At 42.8% G+C, this 20,933-nt stretch carries 18 protein-coding genes and 1 pseudogene; 5 read left to right on the top strand and 14 right to left on the bottom strand.

Features of this window, described 5'->3' with window-relative positions:
• Positions 1 to 170: 170 nt before the first annotated feature.
• The 3 genes from BTO08_RS13350 to BTO08_RS13340 are packed head-to-tail and all read right to left on the bottom strand — an operon-like array spanning position 171 to position 2,885.
• The gene (locus BTO08_RS13350) at positions 171 to 932 is read right to left on the bottom strand and encodes an ABC transporter ATP-binding protein (RefSeq protein WP_105061257.1); all 762 of its coding nucleotides are present in this window, start codon (positions 930 to 932) and stop codon (positions 171 to 173) included.
• On the bottom strand, positions 929 to 1,963 hold the full coding sequence (locus BTO08_RS13345) for a FecCD family ABC transporter permease (RefSeq protein WP_105061256.1): 1,035 nt from the start codon (positions 1,961 to 1,963) through the stop codon (positions 929 to 931). The genes BTO08_RS13350 and BTO08_RS13345 overlap by 4 nt, the downstream gene beginning before the upstream one ends.
• Positions 1,956 to 2,885 (bottom strand): ABC transporter substrate-binding protein, encoded by a 930-nt coding sequence (locus tag BTO08_RS13340; protein ID WP_242446256.1) that lies wholly within the window; start codon positions 2,883 to 2,885, stop codon positions 1,956 to 1,958. The genes BTO08_RS13345 and BTO08_RS13340 overlap by 8 nt, the downstream gene beginning before the upstream one ends.
• A 155-nt stretch (positions 2,886 to 3,040) precedes the next feature.
• Between BTO08_RS13340 and BTO08_RS13335 the strand changes: the two genes are divergently transcribed.
• Positions 3,041 to 3,580, top strand: a complete 540-nt coding sequence (locus BTO08_RS13335) for a cobalamin adenosyltransferase (RefSeq protein ID WP_105061254.1) — start codon at positions 3,041 to 3,043, stop codon at positions 3,578 to 3,580.
• Positions 3,581 to 3,655: 75 nt separating this feature from the next.
• Here BTO08_RS13335 and mnmE read toward each other — a convergent pair whose 3' ends face one another.
• From mnmE to BTO08_RS13290, 9 genes and pseudogenes are all read right to left on the bottom strand, one after another.
• On the bottom strand, positions 3,656 to 5,023 hold the full coding sequence (mnmE, locus tag BTO08_RS13330) for a tRNA uridine-5-carboxymethylaminomethyl(34) synthesis GTPase MnmE (protein WP_005372275.1): 1,368 nt from the start codon (positions 5,021 to 5,023) through the stop codon (positions 3,656 to 3,658).
• A 113-nt stretch (positions 5,024 to 5,136) separates the two neighbouring features.
• Positions 5,137 to 5,796, bottom strand: a pseudogene (gene yidC, locus BTO08_RS13325) (membrane protein insertase YidC); the annotation flags it as partial.
• Positions 5,797 to 5,949: 153 nt separating this feature from the next.
• Positions 5,950 to 7,584 carry a membrane protein insertase YidC gene (gene yidC, locus BTO08_RS13320; RefSeq protein WP_045128910.1) on the bottom strand — a complete coding sequence of 545 codons (1,635 nt, stop codon included), beginning with the start codon at positions 7,582 to 7,584 and terminating at the stop codon, positions 5,950 to 5,952.
• Positions 7,585 to 7,586: 2 nt separating this feature from the next.
• A complete protein-coding gene (yidD, locus tag BTO08_RS13315) occupies positions 7,587 to 7,844 on the bottom strand; it encodes a membrane protein insertion efficiency factor YidD (RefSeq protein WP_005372265.1) in 258 nt (85 codons plus the stop codon).
• A complete protein-coding gene (gene rnpA, locus BTO08_RS13310; protein WP_005372259.1) occupies positions 7,811 to 8,167 on the bottom strand; it encodes a ribonuclease P protein component in 357 nt (118 codons plus the stop codon). Before rnpA ends, yidD begins: the two co-directional genes overlap by 34 nt.
• A 15-nt stretch (positions 8,168 to 8,182) precedes the next feature.
• Positions 8,183 to 8,320 carry a 50S ribosomal protein L34 gene (rpmH, locus tag BTO08_RS13305; protein ID WP_005372258.1) on the bottom strand — a complete coding sequence of 46 codons (138 nt, stop codon included), beginning with the start codon at positions 8,318 to 8,320 and terminating at the stop codon, positions 8,183 to 8,185.
• Positions 8,321 to 8,503: 183 nt separating this feature from the next.
• Positions 8,504 to 9,241 carry an amino acid ABC transporter ATP-binding protein gene (locus tag BTO08_RS13300; RefSeq protein ID WP_105061253.1) on the bottom strand — a complete coding sequence of 246 codons (738 nt, stop codon included), beginning with the start codon at positions 9,239 to 9,241 and terminating at the stop codon, positions 8,504 to 8,506.
• Positions 9,238 to 9,909 carry an amino acid ABC transporter permease gene (locus BTO08_RS13295; RefSeq protein ID WP_045084635.1) on the bottom strand — a complete coding sequence of 224 codons (672 nt, stop codon included), beginning with the start codon at positions 9,907 to 9,909 and terminating at the stop codon, positions 9,238 to 9,240. The genes BTO08_RS13300 and BTO08_RS13295 overlap by 4 nt, the downstream gene beginning before the upstream one ends.
• A gap of 79 nt (positions 9,910 to 9,988) precedes the next feature.
• Complete coding sequence (locus tag BTO08_RS13290; protein WP_005372255.1) at positions 9,989 to 10,744, bottom strand: amino acid ABC transporter substrate-binding protein; 756 nt, start codon at positions 10,742 to 10,744, stop codon at positions 9,989 to 9,991.
• A 475-nt stretch (positions 10,745 to 11,219) separates the two neighbouring features.
• Here BTO08_RS13290 and dnaA point away from each other — a divergent pair, with 475 nt between their 5' ends.
• Genes dnaA through gyrB form a run of 4 tightly spaced genes read left to right on the top strand, consistent with a single transcriptional unit; the run spans position 11,220 to position 17,244 of the window.
• Positions 11,220 to 12,620, top strand: a complete 1,401-nt coding sequence (dnaA, locus tag BTO08_RS13285; RefSeq protein WP_006647549.1) for a chromosomal replication initiator protein DnaA — start codon at positions 11,220 to 11,222, stop codon at positions 12,618 to 12,620.
• A gap of 1 nt (position 12,621) precedes the next feature.
• Positions 12,622 to 13,722: a DNA polymerase III subunit beta gene (dnaN, locus tag BTO08_RS13280; RefSeq protein WP_105061252.1), complete on the top strand. Its 1,101-nt coding sequence runs from the start codon at positions 12,622 to 12,624 to the stop codon at positions 13,720 to 13,722.
• A gap of 2 nt (positions 13,723 to 13,724) precedes the next feature.
• The gene (recF, locus tag BTO08_RS13275) at positions 13,725 to 14,807 is read left to right on the top strand and encodes a DNA replication/repair protein RecF (RefSeq protein WP_005372252.1); all 1,083 of its coding nucleotides are present in this window, start codon (positions 13,725 to 13,727) and stop codon (positions 14,805 to 14,807) included.
• 19 nt (positions 14,808 to 14,826) lie between these two features.
• Complete coding sequence (gyrB, locus tag BTO08_RS13270; RefSeq protein ID WP_105061251.1) at positions 14,827 to 17,244, top strand: DNA topoisomerase (ATP-hydrolyzing) subunit B; 2,418 nt, start codon at positions 14,827 to 14,829, stop codon at positions 17,242 to 17,244.
• Positions 17,245 to 17,333: 89 nt separating this feature from the next.
• Here gyrB and BTO08_RS13265 read toward each other — a convergent pair whose 3' ends face one another.
• Entirely contained in the window at positions 17,334 to 18,581 is a 1,248-nt protein-coding gene (locus BTO08_RS13265; protein ID WP_105061250.1) for a valine--pyruvate transaminase, read from the bottom strand.
• A gap of 280 nt (positions 18,582 to 18,861) precedes the next feature.
• Complete coding sequence (glyS, locus tag BTO08_RS13260) at positions 18,862 to 20,931, bottom strand: glycine--tRNA ligase subunit beta (RefSeq protein WP_105061249.1); 2,070 nt, start codon at positions 20,929 to 20,931, stop codon at positions 18,862 to 18,864.
• Between the last annotated feature and the right edge of the window lie 2 nt (positions 20,932 to 20,933).

Raw genomic sequence — 20,933 nt, 5'->3', positions numbered from 1 at the left:
TAAGAAAAAGTCGAGTTATAAAGTAGATAGAAGATCTTAGATTAGGGATCATATTGTTGTGGATAATATGATGCTAATGATCTTACCCACATGATCTTGATATTTTAATCACAGGCTTATGATCATAACAAAAAGGCCGATCCTGTCGTTTTATTATAAAAAGAGAGGATCTATTTTTTTCGTGGTGTCAGATAAAGTTTATCTGATTCCGGATGGCGACAAATAGTGATGTTATCTTGGTATAACTGATGTAATCGAGAAGGAGTTAATACATTATCTGGCGTATCAAAGGCAATTAATTCACCCTGCTGTAAAAGTAATAACTGATCGCAGAACTCAAGTGCAGTATTAAGGTTGTGAATTGCCACCAGCGCCGTTTTTCCTTGTTGGCATTGCGCTGCGAGGATATTCATTAACTCAGATTCATGGCCGATATCTAGGCTGGCTGTGGGCTCGTCCAGTAACATACAATCAGCGTTTTGAAGTAATAAACGAGCAAAGTGTACTCGTTGTTGTTCTCCTCCCGATAGTTGATTAAGTGGTTGATTTAATAGTTTTTCAATATTTAATTGATGGATAGTTCTATTAAACTCTTTGTCACTTATTGGGTTGCTGTGGCTATAGCGGCCGTAACCAATTACATCTTTGACTAAAAAAGCGAACGCTGGCTCTGTATGTTGGGGGAGATAACTCATGTGCTGTGCACGTTGTTGGTGACGATAACTGGAAAGTGTCTTTTCCTTGAGAAATATCTCGCCAGATGACGACGTCAAATAGCCCGCTAAACACTTTAATAATGTACTTTTTCCTGCACCATTTGGACCAATAATCCCAACCAGTTCACCTGCGCCAATTGTGAAATTGATATCGGTTAATAGCTGCTTGTTTCCTTGCTGAAAAGAAAGATGCTTGGCTTGAATGATCGTATTCATTGAGTTATCCCTTTGTACTGACTACGGATCAATAGGGCAATAAAATAAATGCCACCAATAACGGCGGTAATGATCCCTGTTTTTAATTCGTTAGGAGCGATCACGGTCCGCGCTAGAAGATCGCACAGTAATAAAAATAAGGCGCCGAAAATAGCTGAAAATGGCAATAAACGTCGATTATCTGGCCCTAAAATAAGGCGGACCAAATGCGGTACGATTAAACCGATAAAGCCAATTGGGCCTGCTACCGCAATTGCCATTGCGGTGAGTACGGTGGTTAATACGAGTAATGTGAATCGGCTGCGCCTGACATTAACGCCCATACCATGGGCATTTTGTTCACCTAAAGCCAGCAAGTTTAAAACTTGGCCATGTCGTAACAGCACGATTGCTGCAATAACAATGATTGGCGTGGGCCATAACAACTGTTGCCAGACGCGAGAGTCTAGTCCACCCATTGTCCAGAAGACAAATTCGCTGATCTCATATTGTTGTGCCGTCAGTAATACGCCCATGGTTAAGCCTCCTAGCAAGCTTGATACTGCGAGACCTGCCAAGATGATAAATAGCCCTTGTTGGTGAGATTTCGCCGCGAGCATATACACCAATAAAGCGCTAGTAAGTGCGCCAATGGTAGTGAAAAGAGGTAGCCAACCTATAGCTGTGGCACTGATCCCAGTGACGATGGCGATAACAGCAGCAAAGCTGCTACCGGCACTGATCCCTAAAATGTCAGGACTGGCTAAGGGGTTTTTAAATAAGCCTTGGCTACAAGCGCCTGCAAGGGCTAATGCACCACCAGCTAATATGGCGGCAAAAGCACGAGGGAGGCGAATATGGAGCACGATAGCATTGGCGAGTGGATATTGCTCCGCAGCAGCGTGGCTACCTTGGATGAGATAAGTATGTAGCAGACCTGTGAGATCTGTTATTGGGATAGAGACAGAGCCTAAGCTGAGATAGGCTATAACGGTAACAATAAAGATAACGCTCGTCAGTAACCATTGATAGGAGGTTGCTAATTTATGCATGGGGTTTGCCATAAACGTGATGGTTTAAATAGATAATGGCATCAACAATATACTGACTATCTGTTGAACGTAGTGCTTGAGGCAAACAGATCACCTTATGGTGTTTAATGGCGTTTAATTGTTGTAGTGAAGGATCGTTTAATAACTCCTTACGAAAGGTGTTACTGCTATCATTGGTATCTTTACCACAGGTTCCAGGAACAATAACGACATCAGGATTGATAAGTAATAACTGCTCTTTTGCCAGTGGTACTTGACCGTATTTATCCCCTTGGGTTGCAGCAATGGCATTGATTAAGCCAGCCTGCTCAAAAATGGTATTAATGGTTGATTGGCGGTTGCTTGATGCGCCCCATGGGGTGTATTCAACGGCGGTAAGTCGATGTTTGGGAATGACGACGTGTTGTTTTAATTTACGATCCATCGTCTCGACTAACTGCTGAGCGCGTTGGTTTTGATTAACTAATTTACCTAACATGAGAATGTTTTTTTCAATATCAGCTAATGTATATACGGTATTAAATACATAAACATTGATACCTGCTTGACGCAGGATATTCACTTTTTGTGGGTCGCTCCAATTGGCTGCAATCAGTAAATCTGGTTGGTTGGCAATAGTACGTTCAACATTGAGATCGAGCAGTGGGATCGTTGTCGGTAATTTATTGGCGATCAAAGAGTAAGTCGGATCGTTACTTAATCGACTTAAGCTGCTGATATGATCTGGTGGCAGTAATTCAATTAATACCTGATCACTGAACATACTTTTTGATGATACGCGCAATGGTGGATGGTCGAGAGAGACCATTTTTTGGGTCGCATCCATTACTGTTAGCGGGTAGGTTGTTGCTTGTTCAGCATAACTTGGGATGCTGAGTAGTAAAGCGGTGCACAGTGAAAAAGCATGAAAAAATTGGCGCATAATAGTCATCGAAAAGCATGATAAAGGCTGCTTGTCGCTCTTCCTTGGGCGAACAAAAGATGGCGTTCATAGTTAGCGATTTTGATTATGCTGTCAATTACAGTCGTGTATCACTCTGTTAATATCGCCATATTCGTTATCTTTAGGTGGTACCAATGACATTAAAGTTCTCAGGCGATATTGATGAGCTGGCTTATCCCTTTATCTTTGAAGACTCCCCCCTGTGTGATTTTGAAATTCTAACCGATGAGTTATGCACTTATACAGGGCTGGCATTATCTCAACTTGAAGAGGGGGAGATCCGCCAATCATTAGCATGGCTACAGCCATATATCTTCCATCTAAATGGCTCTATTCGGGGTAAATGCGGGATTTTTGAAGCTGATATCGAGAAACTAAAATCTGATTACCATCATTTCCGAGCGCAGGTAACAGATAACAATAAACGCTTTGTTTTGCCTCGTGGTGTAGGTTCGGTTGTGCTGTTACATCAGTGTCGAAGCTTAGCAAAGAAAGTGGTACGTCAATTAGTGTTAGTGGATGCTTCGGGAAAAAAGGTACCTGAAACCTTACCACGCTTTGCTAATTTGTTAGTGAACTACTACTTTGCCTTAACGCGGGTCTTGAACCAGCAAGCGGGAATAGAAGAGCCGGAATACATCAGTATTAATTATCCTAAAGCGCCGAAAAGCTAAGATAAAAAATAATAAAAAGCCTCATATATCATAGTAATATGAGGCTTTTTTGTTTCTGTTATTAATGGTTAGTATTTACTTACCAATACAGAACGAGGTAAAGATACGACCCAGTAAATCATCCGATGTAAATTCACCAGTGATCTCACTTAAGTGTTGTTGAGCAAGACGTAACTCTTCGGCAAGGATTTCACCTGCCATAAAGCCTTCAAGTTGCTCTTTACCTATAGCAAGGTGTTCAGCGGCACGCTCTAGAGCATCTAAGTGACGACGGCGTGCCATAAAGCCGCCTTCAGTGGTACCAGAGAACCCCATACATTGTTTTAGGTGTTCACGCAGTGCATCTACACCATCACCCGTACGTGCTGATAATCGAATTAAAGTTGGATTATTGGCATGACAGATACCCGCTTGTTCACCGGTAAGTTCTGCTTTATTACGAATGACAGTTAAGCCCATATCAGCAGGCAGACGCTCAATGAAGTCAGGCCAGATCTCTTTGGGATCGGTCGCATCTGTCGTGGTGCTATCAACCATAAACAGAACGCGATCAGCATGTGCAATTTCATCCCACGCACGCTCAATACCAATGCGCTCTACTTCATCAGAAGCTTCACGTAAACCTGCGGTATCAATAATGTGCAGTGGCATACCATCAATGTGGATATGCTCACGCAATACGTCACGAGTCGTACCCGCGATATCTGTCACAATCGCGCTGTCTTTACCTGATAGGGCATTTAACAGGCTAGATTTACCTGCATTAGGGCGGCCAGCAATGACGACTTTCATGCCTTCACGCATAATCGCGCCTTGGTTGGCTTCTTTACGTACTGCATTTAAGCGATCGATAATGCCATTTAAATCACCACCGACTTTACCGTCAGAAAGAAAATCAATTTCTTCTTCAGGGAAATCAATTGCTGCTTCTACAAAGATACGTAAATGGATCAAGGCTTCAACCAGTTCATTGACTTTGGTTGAGAATGCCCCTTGCAGTGATTTAAACGCACTCTTTGCCGCTTCTTCAGAGCTTGCATCAATTAAGTCGGCAATCGCTTCTGCTTGCGCTAAATCGAGCTTATCGTTCATAAAGGCGCGCTCTGAGAACTCACCTGGACGTGCTGCACGGATCCCGTCAATTTTTAAGATACGACGGATCATCATATCCATCAGTACAGGGCCACCATGACCTTGGAGTTCCAACACATCTTCGCCAGTAAATGAGTTAGGGCCTTTAAAAAAGAGGGCGATGCCTTGATCCAGTGCGGTGCCATCTTCATTTTTAAAAGGAAGGTATTCAGCGTAACGCGTCTTCAGCTCGCGACCTGCAACAGCTAGCGCAACCTCTTTGGCTTTAGGGCCTGAAACGCGGATGATGCCGACGCCACCACGACCCGGCGGTGTCGCTTGAGCGACAATAGTATCGATGTGTTGATTCATAACCTTGGCTTTGCTTGATAAAAACAGGGGAATTGTAAACTAGTGTTGCGTGTAACACCTAATTAGGCAAATAAAAAAGGTGACTAAAAAGCCACCTCAGTGCAAATATTCTCTTACTTCGTCTTTTTTCTACTGTGTAAGCCTTGTTGTTCTAATTTACGGAAAATAATGGTTTGCTGGATCAAGGTGACAATATTGGAGGTTAACCAATACAACACAAGTCCGGCTGGGAAGTACAAGAAGAAAACCGTGAATATTACCGGCATGAACGTCATTATTTTCTGTTGCATGGGATCGGTGACAGTAGAGGGACTATTCTTCTGGATAAAGAACATTGAGATCCCCATTAAAATCGGTAGCACGTAGTACGGGTCTTGCGCTGATAAGTTTTGGATCCAACCAAAAAAGGGCGCGTTACGCAGCTCTGTAGATAGATTCAATACGGTATAAAGCGCAATAAAAATGGGCATTTGTATTAGCAAAGGCAAGCAACCACCCAATGGGTTAACTTTCTCTTTCTTGTACAGCTCCATCATCTCTTGGCTTTGACGTTGACGGTCGTCGCCACAACGCTCACGCATCGCTTGGATTTTCGGTTGTAGCATGCGCATCTTAGCCATTGATGTGTATTGCGCTTTAGTTAGCGGATACATCAAGCCACGGACAATCAAGGTTAGAATAATGATGGCGACGCCCCAGTTACCCACGATGCCATGAATGAAGGCAAGAAGTTCATGTAAAGGACTGGCGATAAAGGATGACCAACCGTAATCAGGGAGTGCTGCTGTATTTAAATCTGGATTCATAATGTTGTGCCGAGCTCTACCATATAAAGATTAAATTTTAACCAATAATAATCGTATTAAAGTCCGAGTAATGCAAATAAAAAAGGCGACCCGAGGGTCGCCTTTTAGTGCTAGAGAAGATTACTTCGCTTTTTTACTGCTGTGTAAGCCTTTTTTCTCAAGGGCACGGAAAATAATAGTTTGCTGGATTAACGTCACGATGTTTGACACTAACCAGTAAAGTACTAGACCTGAAGGGAAGAACAGGAAGAAGAAAGTAAACATAACCGGCATAAAGGTCATGATCTTCTGCTGCATAGGGTCTGTCACTGTTGACGGACTCATCTTCTGGATAAAGAACATAGTGATACCCATTAAGATAGGTAGCACGTAGTACGGGTCTTGTGCTGACAAGTCATGGATCCAACCGAAGAATGGCGCGTGACGCAATTCAACTGATTCCATTAATGCCCAGTACAGTGCAATGAAGATTGGCATCTGTAGCAAGATAGGAAGACAGCCACCCAGTGGGTTAACTTTCTCTTTCTTGTACAGTTCCATCATCTCTTGGCTTTGACGTTGACGGTCGTCGCCTAAACGCTCACGCATTGCTTGGATCTTTGGCTGTAGCATACGCATTTTAGCCATTGACGTGTATTGCGCTTTTGTTAGTGGGTACATTGCACCACGAACAATGAACGTTAGGATGATGATTGCAATACCCCAGTTACCCACAAGGCTATGGATAAATGATAATAGCTTGTGTAGTGGGTTTGCGATAAACCATAGCCAACCGTAATCAACTGTTAGGTTAAGGTTCTTCGCCGTTGCAGCCATTTCGTTCTGAAGTTTAGGACCAACCCAAAGCGTTGCTTTGATTTCTTTACTTTGACCCGGTGCAACCGTTTCGATTGGCATACGAACACCAATGTAGCCGTTACCATTACTTGTGGTCGAGTAAACTTGAGACGTTTGATCTGCGCCATCGCGTGGGATCCAAGCAGAAACAAAGTAGTGTTGCATGATAGCAACCCAACCTTCGTTTGCAGCAACATCAAGGTTCTTATCCTTCATGTCGTCGAAACTGTATTTCTTGTACTTAGTATCGTTCGCTGAGTATGCGCCACCTAGGTAAGTAGGCATAGTTAGGCTACCGCCTGAATCACTTAGCTTATGGCGAAGCTGCGCATACATTTGTACGCTTGCTGCTTTATCAGTGTTGTTCGCAACGGTGTAATCAACGTTAACAGCGTAATCATTACGCTTAAGAACAAATGTTTTGGTGTAATTGATGCCATCTTTAGTGAATGTCATCGGTACACGTAATTCATTTTGCTCAGGACCCATTACAAAGTCTTTTGCTGTTACGCTGTATTGCGCACGGCCACCTTGTTGAGAATCAGCACCATTCGGGCCGATTAAACCTGATTGTGCAATATAGTCATGACCATCTGTATCGTTAAGCAGTACAAACGGGTCTTTTGAATCTAGTGTGTTGTTGTATTTTAGAAGTTTAGCATCAACTACATCACCACCAAGCGTATCGACTGTTAATTCCAGTACATCCGTTTTAATGGTAATTAAGTTTTGTGAGCTAGTTTGATCAGTTAGTGGCTGACCTTCAGCAGAATGTGACGGGATATCACTGCTTTGTGTCGATTGTTGCGCTACACCTTGGCTTTGAGGCTTAGGAGTTTTGTCAGCATTCCATTGTTGAAATAATAAGAATGAGACAAAAAGTAGGGCAATTAACAGAATATTACGTTGGGAACCCATAGTTAATGTTCTCTGTCGTTATGCTTAGTTGGCGGAACGGGGTCGTAACCACCGTCATTTAAAGGGTGACATTTTAATAGACGTTTCGCCGCTAACCAACAACCTTTTAACGCTCCATGCGTTTTTACAGCTTCGATCGCATATTGGGAGCAGGTCGGAGTGAAACGACAGCGTGGCCCAAGGAGAGGACTGATTGCCAGTTGGTAAAAGCGGACTAGTCCTACGACTAGCCACGCGAAGGGCGAGACAGGCGATGCCATAACTTATCTAACAACTTGAAGAGTTCTTCGTTACTCAACTCGTTAGCTGATTTCTTTGCAATCACTACGAAGTCTTTTGCTGGAAGCTGATGTTGTTTCAGACGAAAACTTTCACGCACAATACGTTTAAAGCGATTTCTATCTACAGCAGTTTTAATCTGTTTTTTTGGAACAGCCAGACCAAGACGGGGGCAGTTTAGTTCGTTAGAACGGGCAAGAATAGTTAAGTGAGGAGAGCCAGCACGATGAGCTTGCTGGAAGACAGTTTTATAATGTTCGGGAGTTAACAAGCGTAACTCCCGAGAAAAAGCGTAGTTCTTCAAAATAATCGTCGATGATTACTTAGAAAGACGCTTACGGCCTTTAGCGCGACGTGCATTGATTGTTGCACGACCGTTCTTAGTAGCCATGCGAGCACGGAAACCGTGAGTACGCTTACGCTTAAGAACAGTTGGTTGGAAAGTACGTTTAGACATTTTGTTACCTTAAATTAACTGATCAGTTTTTAAGTTCGTTACCAGTCTTTGACTTAAATTAGTCAAACACCTCTAACAAAGAGGCGGAATTGTAATCACTGACTAACAAAGAGTCAATAAATATACGTGTAACTGGCAACGGGCGCTGCATTATACTTTTTATTAGACGAACTTCAAGGATCCTTATTGGATCTCAATTTGTGTTAAGAACGCTTGTAGCCGTGGATCCTTGGGTTGAGTGAAGATCTGTTGTGGTGGTCCTTGCTCGACAAACTCGCCGTCAGCCATGAAGATCACTCTATCGGCGACTTCTCGGGCAAACTGTAATTCGTGGGTGACGATCAACATGGTTTGCTGTTGTTGAGCTAATTGTTTGATCAAGCTTAATACCTCATTTACCCATAGGGGATCCAAGGCTGATGTTGGCTCATCAAGCAACAATAATTCAGCATCTAATGCCATTGCTCGACCAATACCAATACGTTGTTGTTGACCGCCTGAGAGTGCTGCTGGATAAGCATTGGCTTTATCGGATAAACCAATATCGCTCAAAATGTCTAAAGCACGCGCTTTAGCTTGTTGTTTACTCTGGCCTTTAACGACTTCTAATCCTTCACTGATATTTTGTTGCGCTGTGAGATGATTAAATAAGGCGTAATTTTGAAACACAAACCCGGTTTGGCGGCGAAGAGCTAAAATCTCACTTTTTTTCGGCTGTGTGCAGTCAATCGTGGTGGTATTGATAGTGATCGAACCGCTATTAGCACTATCAAGGTAATTAAGGCAGCGTAAAAAAGTCGATTTCCCGGTACCTGATGGGCCTATAATTGCTACGATTTCGCCTTTTTGTATTTCTAAATCAAGGTTACTAAAGACGGTATGTTCACCAAACTGTTTGGTAAGTTGTTTGATCTTTATCATCGTACATATGCCCTGTCTAAACGGGTTTCAGCCAGTTGTTGTAAGCGAGTAAGCACTACCACCACTGCCCAATAAATCATTGCAACAGCCAAGAATGCTTCAAAAAATTTAAAGCTTGATGAGGCTTCCATTTGTGCTTTGGCCATAATCTCTGGTACGCCAAGCGTAAACGCGAGTGACGTGGATTTGATCATATCGATAAAATAATTCATCAACGACGGTAAGGCGATACGGGTGGCTTGCGGTAAAATAATACGCCGCATTGTTTGCCATTCTGTCATGCCAATCGCCAAACTCGCTTCACGTTGGCTTCGATCAACCCCTGTAATTGCTGCGCGAATACTTTCAGCCATGTAAGCGGCAAAATGCAGACTAAGACCAATCACGGCCGCGCTAAATGCATCTAGCCCGACCAAGCTTGGTATGATCTGTGGTAAGCCGTAATAAAGTAAAAAGAGCTGTACCAGTAATGGGGTACCGCGAAAGAAACTTATATAAAGCTGAGTCAGTGTATTGAGCAGTGGTAATTGATAAATCCGTATTAATGCGAGAATAAGGCCAACTACGAGAGCAAATATTGCGCCAATGGTTGCCATTAATAATGTTGTTGGTAGGTATTTCAACAATATAGGCATCAACGACAGCATGTAATTAAAATCAAAACCCATAATGGTGATCCGTTGTATTGAAGGTATGAAAGCGAAGAAAGAGCCACCATTGAGTTAAACGGTCAATGGTGGGATCGTTTTATTGGGTTATATCGTTATCGAACCATTTGGTTGAAATAGCCGTTAGAGTGCCGTCTTTGCGCATTGCTGCTAATGCCGTATTCACTTGCTGTTGAAGCAATTTACCGTGGGAGGTATTTAAAAACGGCCACGCATTTTCAATGGTTGCAAACGGTTGACCAGCTAACTGAAGCGGTAAGGGTTTATCTTTGATAATGGCAACGGAAGATAAACGATCCATAACAAAGGCATCTGTTCGTCCTAGTGCGACATCTTGCTCAATACCACTGTCATACGTCTTGATGTTGATTTGTTTAGCGTTAGGTAGATCTCGCAATAATTGCTCGTAGTTTGAACCAAGATTAACGCCAACGGTTTTATTATTTAAATCAGCTGTTGAGTGGATCGTATCATTGCCTTTTCTTACCACTAATTGTGCACCATCAATGACATAAGGCTGGCTAAATAAGAATTTGGCTTGGCGTTCTGGGGTAATGGTAATTTGGTTTGAAATTGTATCAATACGTCCTGTCTCTAATTGTCCAAACAACCCTGAGAAACTTGCTGTGACAAATTCAACCTTATAGTCATTACGTTTACCAATCTCATGCCAAAGGTCGACTTCAAATCCCTGTAATTTGTCGTTACTAACAAATGTAAAAGGGAAATAACGTCCAGACATACCGACTTTTACCGTAGTTGCTGCCATAACGCTGGTGGTAGAACATGCAAGCAGTGTTGTGGCAACAACTGCGGGTTTTATCCAGTTTTTCATTCGGTATTTACCTTTTATTCGTAGTGTTTTATGTGCGTAATAAATCCTACCTTGGCATTAAATGATAAAGATAATAATTTACAGTTATTTGAAATAACTATTTGTTTAATTGCTAGCATATTACCGTGTGTCATCATGTCTTTTCTGCATGATGTGAGCGAGGAAATTGATAGAAAAGGTTACCCACAATGAAAACTTTTCCCTGTGGATGATAATTGACGATGATAAAATGGTCATTCTTCAGTAAAAATACCATTTAACGGGGAATGAAAGACTTATCTTTGTGCTAGCTGTGTTAATATAGCTGTGGGTAATGGTGGGTTAATTTGTGCTGATCTTGCATGTTGTAGTGCGATCTATGTGCATAAGTTCGATCTTATTCACTGGATCTGCGATCTCTTTACTGGTGATCCTTGTTCAGCGAGTATAAAATTATCTTCCTTTTATGTTTTGTTTATTCAGTGTGGAGTCTACCTTGTCATCTTCGCTATGGTTGCAGTGCCTTCAACGCCTTCAAGAAGAACTCCCTGCGACAGAATTCAGTATGTGGCTACGTCCGCTTCAGGCTGAGTTAAATGATCATACTTTGACATTATTTGCTCCTAATCGATTTGTATTAGATTGGGTTCGCGATAAATATCTTAATAACATCAATCGTCTACTTAATGAGTTTTGTGGTGCTGATGCACCGAGCTTGCATTTTGAGGTAGGGAGCAAACCCGTTGCAGCACCGCCGCAGCCAGTTGCGCCACCCGTCTTTACTTTGCCAAAGTCAAAACCTGCGGTAGAACCTCAACCAGCCGTCCACCATGAGCCTGCGCCTTCTCCTGTGCAAAATGAGTCGCCAGGTGGTTACCGTTCTAACGTCAACCCAAAACATAATTTTAATAATTTTGTTGAAGGTAAATCTAACCAGTTAGGTTTAGCGGCGTGTCGTCAGGTATCTGATAATCCGGGAGCGGCGTATAATCCATTGTTTTTATATGGCGGTACCGGGTTAGGTAAAACGCACCTATTGCATGCGGTCGGTAATGCGATTGCTAACCGTAAACCGAATGCCAAAGTGGTTTACATGCATTCAGAACGTTTTGTGCAGGATATGGTCAAAGCCTTACAAAATAATGCGATTGAAGAGTTTAAACGTTATTACCGTAGCGTTGATGCATTATTGATTGATGATATTCAATTCTTTGCTAATAAAGAGCGTTCTCAAGAAGAGTTCTTCCATACCTTTAATGCGTTATTAGAAGGTAACCAGCAAATCATTCTGACTTCAGATCGTTACCCGCGTGAAATTAATGGGGTTGAGGATCGATTAAAATCACGTTTTGGTTGGGGCTTAACGGTGGCAATTGAGCCGCCAGAGCTTGAAACACGCGTTGCTATTTTAATGAAGAAGGCGGAAGATCATAATATTCGTCTGGCTGATGAAGTGGCGTTCTTTATTGCCAAGCGTCTTCGTTCAAATGTCCGTGAGTTAGAAGGGGCATTGAACCGTGTTATTGCTAATGCAAACTTCACTGGTCGTGCGATCACGATTGATTTTGTTCGTGAAGCATTGCGTGACTTACTAGCACTGCAAGAAAAGCTGGTCACGATAGATAATATTCAGAAGACTGTTGCTGAATACTATAAAATAAAGATGGCAGATATGTTGTCTAAGCGTCGTTCTCGCAGTGTTGCACGTCCTCGTCAGATGGCTATGGCACTGGCAAAAGAATTGACCAACCACAGTCTTCCTGAGATCGGTGATGCTTTTGGTGGTCGCGATCATACTACCGTGCTTCATGCTTGCCGTAAGATCGAGCAACTGCGTGAAGAGAGCCACGATATTAAAGAAGATTATTCAAACCTAATTAGAACATTGTCGTCTTGATATGAAATTTACCGTCGAACGCGAATATTTATTAAAGCCTTTACAACAAGTTGCTGCAGCACTTGGTGGTCGTCCATCATTGCCGATTTTAGGTAATATCTTGTTGAAAGTAGAAGAAGGTTGCTTGTCGATGACGGGTACCGATCTTGAAGTTGAACTTATCGCCAAGGTTGCCCTTGAAGGGGATTATGAATCCGGTACGGTTACTGTACCTTCTCGTAAGTTCCTCGATATTTGTCGTGGTTTACCAAGTAATGCCACTATCTCGGTGAGTTACGAAGGTGATCGCGTACTTATTCGTTCAAGCCGTAGCCGTTATACATTAACCACACTGCCTGCTGCTGATTTCCCAAATATTGAAGATTGGCAAAGCGAAGTTGAATTTACGCTTGAACAAGGCCGTATGCGTCAGTTGATTGATAGCACGCAGTTTTCAATGGCTAACCAAGATGTTCGTTACTACTTAAATGGTATGTTGTTTGAAACTGATGGTCAGCATTTACGATCAGTAGCAACTGATGGCCACCGTATGGCGGTATGTGCGATTGATACGGGTCATGAATTACCAACGAAGCAAATTATCGTACCGCGTAAAGGGGTATTAGAGTTGGTTCGTCTATTTGATAACCCTGAATCGTTAGTTAACATTCAAATTGGTAATTCAAATATTCGCGCGACAGTGAACAACTTTGTCTTCACATCTAAATTAGTTGATGGACGTTTCCCTGATTATCGTCGCGTTATGCCACAAAACAGCACTAAGTTTGTAGAAGCTGGCTGTGAAGAGATGCGTAATGCATTTGCTCGTGCGGCGATTTTATCAAACGAAAAATTCCGTGGTGTGCGTGTTAACTTGTCTAATGGTGAGATGCGTATTACGGCAAACAACCCAGAGCAAGAAGAAGCAGAAGAGTTTCTTGATGTTGATTACCAAGGCGATAGCTTAGAAATTGGTTTTAACGTGAGCTATGTGTTGGATGTATTAAACACTCTTAAATGCGATCAAGTCCGTTTGTCATTATCTGATGCTAATGCGCCGTCGTTAATTGAAGATGCCACTAACGATGAAGCCATGTATGTGGTGATGCCTATCAGACTATAGGTATGGCACTTACTCGTTTGATGGTGCACGACTTTCGTAATATTGCATCGTGTGATTTAGCATTAGCTGCTGGCTTTAACTTTTTAGTGGGTGCTAACGGTAGTGGCAAAACCAGTGTATTGGAAGCTATCCATTACTTAGGTCATGGGCGTTCGTTCCGTAGCCACTTAACGAGCAGAGTGATCCGCCATGAACAGGCCGAGCTGTTTATTCATGGTCGAGTGGTTGATAACCAAACTCAGTTAATGCTGCCGATAGGGATCAACAAAAAACGTGATGGGACAACTGACGTAAAAATAGCAGGGGAGTCCAATCAAAAATTGGCACAACTTGCTCAGATTTTGCCATTACAGTTGATAACCCCTGAAGGATTTGATTTATTAATCGGCGGTCCTAAATACCGCCGAGCGTTTATCGATTGGGGTGTTTTTCATGTTGAACCTAAGTTCTATCATGCATGGGCGCGCTTAAAACGATTAACTAAACAACGTAATGCCTTATTAAAAACTGCCCGCAGTTATCGAGAGCTCAGTTACTGGGATCAAGAGCTTGCCTTATTGGCAGAAGAAATAAGCGTGTGGCGTAAAGATTACATTTCTGCGGTAAAAGAAAAAGCCGCAGAGATATTTCAGGTTTTTCTCCCTGAATTTGATATTCAACTCGGCTTTTACCGAGGCTGGGAAAAAGAAACACCTTATGCTGAGTTGTTGCAGCGCAATTTTGAACGTGATTGCCAACTTGGCTATACCGTAAGTGGGCCACATAAAGCTGATTTACGGATAAAGGTTGCCGGTACGCCTGTTGAGGACGTGTTGTCTCGTGGACAACTGAAATTGATGGTGTGTGCTTTGCGCTTAGCGCAAGGTTTACACCTTACAGAAGCGACTGGCAAACAATGTATTTACCTTATTGATGATTTTGCTTCCGAATTGGATAGCCACAGGCGAGCGTTGCTAGCGCAACGATTAAAGGAAACGAACGCCCAAGTATTTATCAGTGCTATTAGTGACGATCAAGTTGCCGATATGCTTGATGAAAATGGCAAGTTGTTCCATGTGGAACACGGTAAAATAACCGCAGGATAATTAAAGCGAGAGTAACTCAATGTCCAATAATTACGATTCATCAAGCATTAAGGTGCTTAAAGGCCTCGATGCGGTACGTAAGCGCCCAGGAATGTACATCGGTGATACCGATGATGGTACTGGCTTGCACCACATGGTTTTTGAGGTTGTCGATAACTCTATCGATGAAGCTCTTGCTGGTCACTGTGAAGATATCATTGTTACTATCCATGAAGATGGTTCGGTATCGGTAAGCGATGACGGCCGTGGTATTCCTACCGAGATGCACGAAGAAGAAGGTGTATCAGCGGCAGAAGTTATCATGACGGTACTTCACGCTGGTGGTAAGTTCGATGATAACTCTTACAAAGTATCAGGTGGTCTACACGGTGTAGGTGTATCAGTTGTAAACGCCTTATCTGAAAAAGTAGAGTTAACTATTCAACGTGCTGGCCACATTTACCAACAAGTATACCGTCATGGTGTACCTGATGCGCCATTAGCTGTGATCGGTGATACTGAAAAAACCGGTACACGAATCCGTTTTTGGCCAAGTGAAGACACCTTTACTAATATCGAATTCCACTACGATATTTTAGCAAAGCGTTTACGTGAGCTTTCATTCTTAAACTCTGGCGTATCAATCAACTTAAGTGATGAGCGTGAAGAAGGTAAAGAAGATCACTTCATGTATGAAGGTGGTATTCGCGCATTCGTAGAGCACTTAAACCGTAACAAAACGCCAATTCATCCGAAGGTTTTCCACTTTGATAGTGAACGTGATGACGGTATCTCAGTTGAAGTTGCGATGCAGTGGAACGATGGCTTCCAAGAAAATATTTACTGCTTTACGAACAACATCCCTCAACGTGATGGTGGTACGCACTTAGCTGGTTTCCGTGGTGCATTAACACGTACGCTGAACTCATTCATGGATAAAGAAGGCTACTCGAAGAAAGCTAAAGCAGCGACATCGGGTGATGATGCGCGTGAAGGTTTAACTGCGGTTGTTTCTGTTAAAGTACCTGATCCTAAGTTCTCTAGCCAGACTAAAGATAAGCTTGTTTCAAGTGAAGTCAAAGCGGCTGTTGAATCTGCAATGAATGAAAAGCTGGCGGAATTCTTATTAGAAAACCCAAGTGATGCGAAAACCGTATGTAGCAAAATCATTGATGCATCACGCGCGCGTGAAGCAGCACGTAAAGCCCGTGAAATGACACGTCGTAAAGGCGCATTAGATTTAGCAGGTCTTCCTGGTAAACTTGCAGATTGTCAGGAAAAAGATCCTGCAGTATCTGAACTTTACATTGTGGAAGGGGACTCTGCTGGCGGTTCAGCCAAGCAGGGACGTAACCGTAAAAATCAGGCAATCTTACCGCTTAAAGGTAAGATCCTTAACGTAGAAAAAGCCCGTTTCGACAAGATGCTATCTTCACAAGAAGTGGCAACACTTATCACGGCAATGGGCTGTGGTATCGGTCGTGACGAGTACAACCCAGATAAACTGCGTTACCACAATATCATCATCATGACCGATGCCGACGTCGATGGTTCGCACATTCGTACGCTACTATTGACCTTCTTCTATCGTCAAATGCCAGAGCTGATCGAGCGTGGTCACATTTATATTGCTCAGCCACCACTTTACAAAGTGAAGAAAGGTAAGCAAGAGCAATACATTAAAGATGATGAAGACATGAACCAGTACCAAACGACATTGGCACTGGATAACGCATCATTGTTTGCCAATGATGGCGCACCAGCAATGACGGGTACAGCATTAGAAAGTCTTGTTACTCAATACAATGCGGGTATTAAGTTAATTGAGCGTATGAGTCGTCGCTACCCATCATTGATGTTAAATGAGTTTGTATATCAACCTCGTTTAAGTACAGAGATGATGGCTGAAGAAGCACAAGTAGAAGCATGGTTAACACCATTGATTGCTGCACTTAATGCTAAACAATCCGGTGAAAGTCAGTACAGCTTCGAAGTTATCCGTGATGAAGAAAATAATGTGTACCTACCTAAAGTTGTGGTTCGTACTCACGGTGTTGATCACGAATACTTACTAAGCTTTGATTTACTGAATTCAAAAGAGTACGCGAAGATTGCAGATCTTTCTGAAGCATTAAACGGTTTACTTGATGACACTGCGTTTGTTCAACGTGGCGAGCGTAAGCAAGCGGTTTCAAGCTTTAAAGGTGCATTGGAGTGGCTGAACAAAGAATCTCGTCGTGGTCTTTCTCTACAGCGCTACAAAGGTCTGGGTGAGATGAACCCAGAGCAGCTTTGGGAAACAACGATGGATCCAGAATCCCGTCGTATGATGCAAGTAACGATCAATGATGCGGTTGCAGCGGATGAACTGTTTACCTGTCTAATGGGTGATCAGGTTGAACCTCGTCGTAACTTCATCGAAGAGAATGCACTGAAAGTTGCTAACCTTGACGTGTAGCACAAACGTATAGTTTGGCTTTCAAGCTCAATAAAAACGCCGCTAGTGATAGCGGCGTTTTTTATTTATTCATATTAACTAAAAAGCGGTTATTCTGCGTAAGCTTTAGCGACTTCTTCTGCAATAATCGTAATACCACGCTGCATTGCTTCATCATCTTGGACATAGTTCATGCGTAAGCATTCATGGCTATGTGCCCACTCATCTTGTAATCCGATAAAGAAATATTCACCAGGCACGATCAGTACGCCACGTTGTTTTAAGCGTTGATACAGTACCTTCGTGGTGATCGGTAAATCTTCAAACCATAGCCATAAGAAGATAGCGCCTTCAGGTTTGTGAATTTTAAATCGAGGATCGGGGATAGCTTGGCGCAGTAATTCAACGGCGCGTTGCACCTTCTGATGATAAAACGGCTTAATCACGTTTTGGCTCAGTGGTAATAGTTCTTGCTGGTGGATCATTTTTGTTGCCACCGCAGGGCCAATACTACCAGGCGCTAAGTTGACGATACCATTGATGTTAGACAAAGCAGTAACCATAGCTTCATTGGCAATCACGATACCGCATCGGACACCGGGTAACCCAAGTTTGGATAAGCTCATGCACAGAATGGTGTTGTCATCCCAAAATGGTGTTACATCTTCAAAAATAATATCAGGGAAGGGTAAGCCGTAAGCATTGTCGATAATTAATGGGATCTGGTGCTCTTTAGCCAGTGCTGCTAAATGTTCAATTTCTTTATCTGTAAGTACATTGCCAGTCGGGTTAGTAGGACGAGAGGCGCAAATTGCTGCGATGCTGTCATCGATGACTAACTTGCTAAAATCGACATGATATTTAAAAAAGCCATCTTCCAACATGCTGATCGTAGGTTGGTACGAGATAAACATATCAGGGCTTAAACCAGCATCAGCGTAACCAATATATTCTGGTGATAAAGGTAGTAATATTTTTTTCTTTTTACCATTTTCAAATTCACCTGCCAGCAAGTTAAATAAACTGAAAAAGGCACTTTGACTGCCATTGGTTAAGACAATATTTTTCGCACTAATTTCCCAACCGTATTGTTGCTGTAACAGTGCTGCAAGCGCATCTAGAAAACGATTCTTACCTTGTGGGCCATCGTAGTTAGTCATCGATGCGGTAAGCTCACCAGTCGTTGCCATGTCTTTTAATAGCTCGGTAAAGTAGTGATTCATGGCTGGGATTTGCGCCGGATTTCCACCACCGAGCATGATGGCATTGGGATTGGTGAGTCCATCGTTGAGATCTTGCATTAATAGGGTGATCCCAGAGTCGCCTGCAAACTTATTACCAAAGCGCGAAAAGTCCATTACGTTTACAACCTCAGTGTCGATATTAGTTCTTGATGTAAGTGCTATCAATATGATGGCTTATTGAGCGTAACATAACGTATTGTCCGGTTCAGAGAAAGTTGAAATATTATCGGTTTGTGGTGGTCGGTGGTGTGGATTTTCTTGTATAGCAGAGAGGTTATATACGTATTTAATAAAAGTAAAAAAGTGTTCCACATGAAACAATAGATAAGATACAGCAGAATCAGGGTATAAAAAAACCACGCCGGAGCGTGGTTTTAGATAACGTTAACCAACCTTATTTTTGAAGTAGAGAGATATCTGCCACTTTCAAGAATTGGTTACGTAGTAGGTTAAGTAGTGCTAGACGATTAACTTTAAGTTTTTCGTCATCAGCCATAACCATTACGTTATCGAAGAATGCATCAACAGGCTCACGAAGTGAAGCAAGTTCTGTCAGTGCTGTTTGGTAATCGCCAGTAGCAAAAACAGGTTCAAGGGCTGTTACAACCGCTTCAACTTTTTCAGCTAGCTCTTTTTCCGCAGCTTCAACAAGTAGACTATTATCAACTGTAGTTGGTAGCTCACCGTCGAATTTCGCTAGGATGTTACCTACACGCTTATTCGCTGCAGCTAGTGATTCAGCTGCATCAAGCTCACGGAAGTGGCTTACCGCTTTAACACGCTTATCAAAGTCGGCTGGTTGAGTTGGGTGCATCGCAAGCACAGCTTGGATAACATCAATACTAAAGCCTGCATCTTGATACCATGCACGGAAACGGCCAAGCATGAACTCAATAACATCTGAATCAACGTTGTTGTTGGTTAGCTTGTCACCAAATAGTGAGTGCGCTTTAGCTACAAGATCAACTAAGTCTAAGTCGTAGCCATTTTCAACGATGATACGTAATACACCTAGTGATGCGCGACGTAGTGCGAATGGGTCACTACCTTTTGGTGCTTGACCAATACCGAAGATACCCACAATCGTATCTAGTTTATCAGCCATAGCAACTGCTGATGATACAGGTGTGCTTGGTAGTTGATCGCCAGCAAAACGAGGCATGTATTGCTCGTTAAGTGCTAGTGCAACATCTTCAGCTTCGCCGTCGTGACGAGCATAGTGCATACCCATTACACCTTGCGTATCTGTAAATTCAAATACCATAGATGTCATTAGGTCACATTTCGCAAGTAGACCAGCACGTTTTGCGTTAGTTACATCAGCACCGATCTTGTCTGCAATGTAGCCAGCAAGTTCAGTAATACGATCTGTCTTGTCTTTAATCGTACCCAATTGCTTTTGGAAAATCGCAGTCTCTAGTTGAGGCAGGCGATCAATCAACTTGCTCTTAAGGTCAGTATTAAAGAAGAACTCAGCATCCGCTAGACGAGGACGAACCACTTTCTCGTTACCCGAGATAATTTGGCTTGGATCGTTAGAGATGATGTTGGATACGAAGATGAACTTAGGCACAAGTTTGCCTTCCGCATCGTAGACAGGGAAGTACTTCTGATCACCTTTCATGGTGTAAACTAAAGCTTCAGAAGGAACCTTTAAGAATTCCTCTTCAAAAGATGCTGTTAGTACAACAGGCCACTCAACAAGAGAGGTCACTTCTTCAACCAGATCATCTTCAAGATCTGCAATACCGCCAACAGCTTCAGCTGCTTTTTTCGCATCAGCTAAAATGATCGCTTTACGCGCTTCATAATCAGCCATTACTTTACCGCGCTCTTCTAAGATAGCAGGGTATTGATCCGCGTTGTCGATAGTAAACTCAGCTTCACCCATGAAGCGGTGACCACGGATGGTACGTGCTGAAGCAACACCTAAAATAGTGCCTTCGATTAGCTCGTCACCCAATAGCATGGTCAGTGTTTTCACTGGACGGATAAACTGAGTTTCTTTATCACCCCAACGCATTGGACGTGGGATTGGTAGTTTAGCCAGTGCAGCAGCAGCCAGTTCAGGTAGTAGTGTTTGGGCTGGTTGGCCTTTGACTTCTTGCTTGAACAGTAACCATTCGCCTTTATCGGTAACCATGCGCTCTGCTTGATCAACCGTAATACCATTACCGCGAGCCCAGCCTTGAGCTGCTTTGGTTGGGTTTCCGTCAGCGTCGAATGCTGCTGATACCGCAGGTCCACGTTTTTCAACCACTTTGTCAGGCTGGTTTTCAGCAAGACCTGTTACTTTAAGGGCTAAGCGACGAGGAGCGGCATACCATTTAATACCATCATGAGGTAAATCTGCAGCTTTTAACTCAGCTTCAAAGTTAGCAGCAAAAGCTTCTGCTAGGGTACGTAGTGCTGTTGGTGGTAGCTCTTCCGTACCGAGTTCGATTAAGAAATTTTTCTGTGTCATGG

It is taken from the genome of Photobacterium angustum (assembly GCF_002954615.1).
GTDB classification, from domain to species: domain Bacteria; phylum Pseudomonadota; class Gammaproteobacteria; order Enterobacterales; family Vibrionaceae; genus Photobacterium; species Photobacterium angustum_A.
This window is presented reverse-complemented; position numbering and strand designations above follow the sequence as displayed.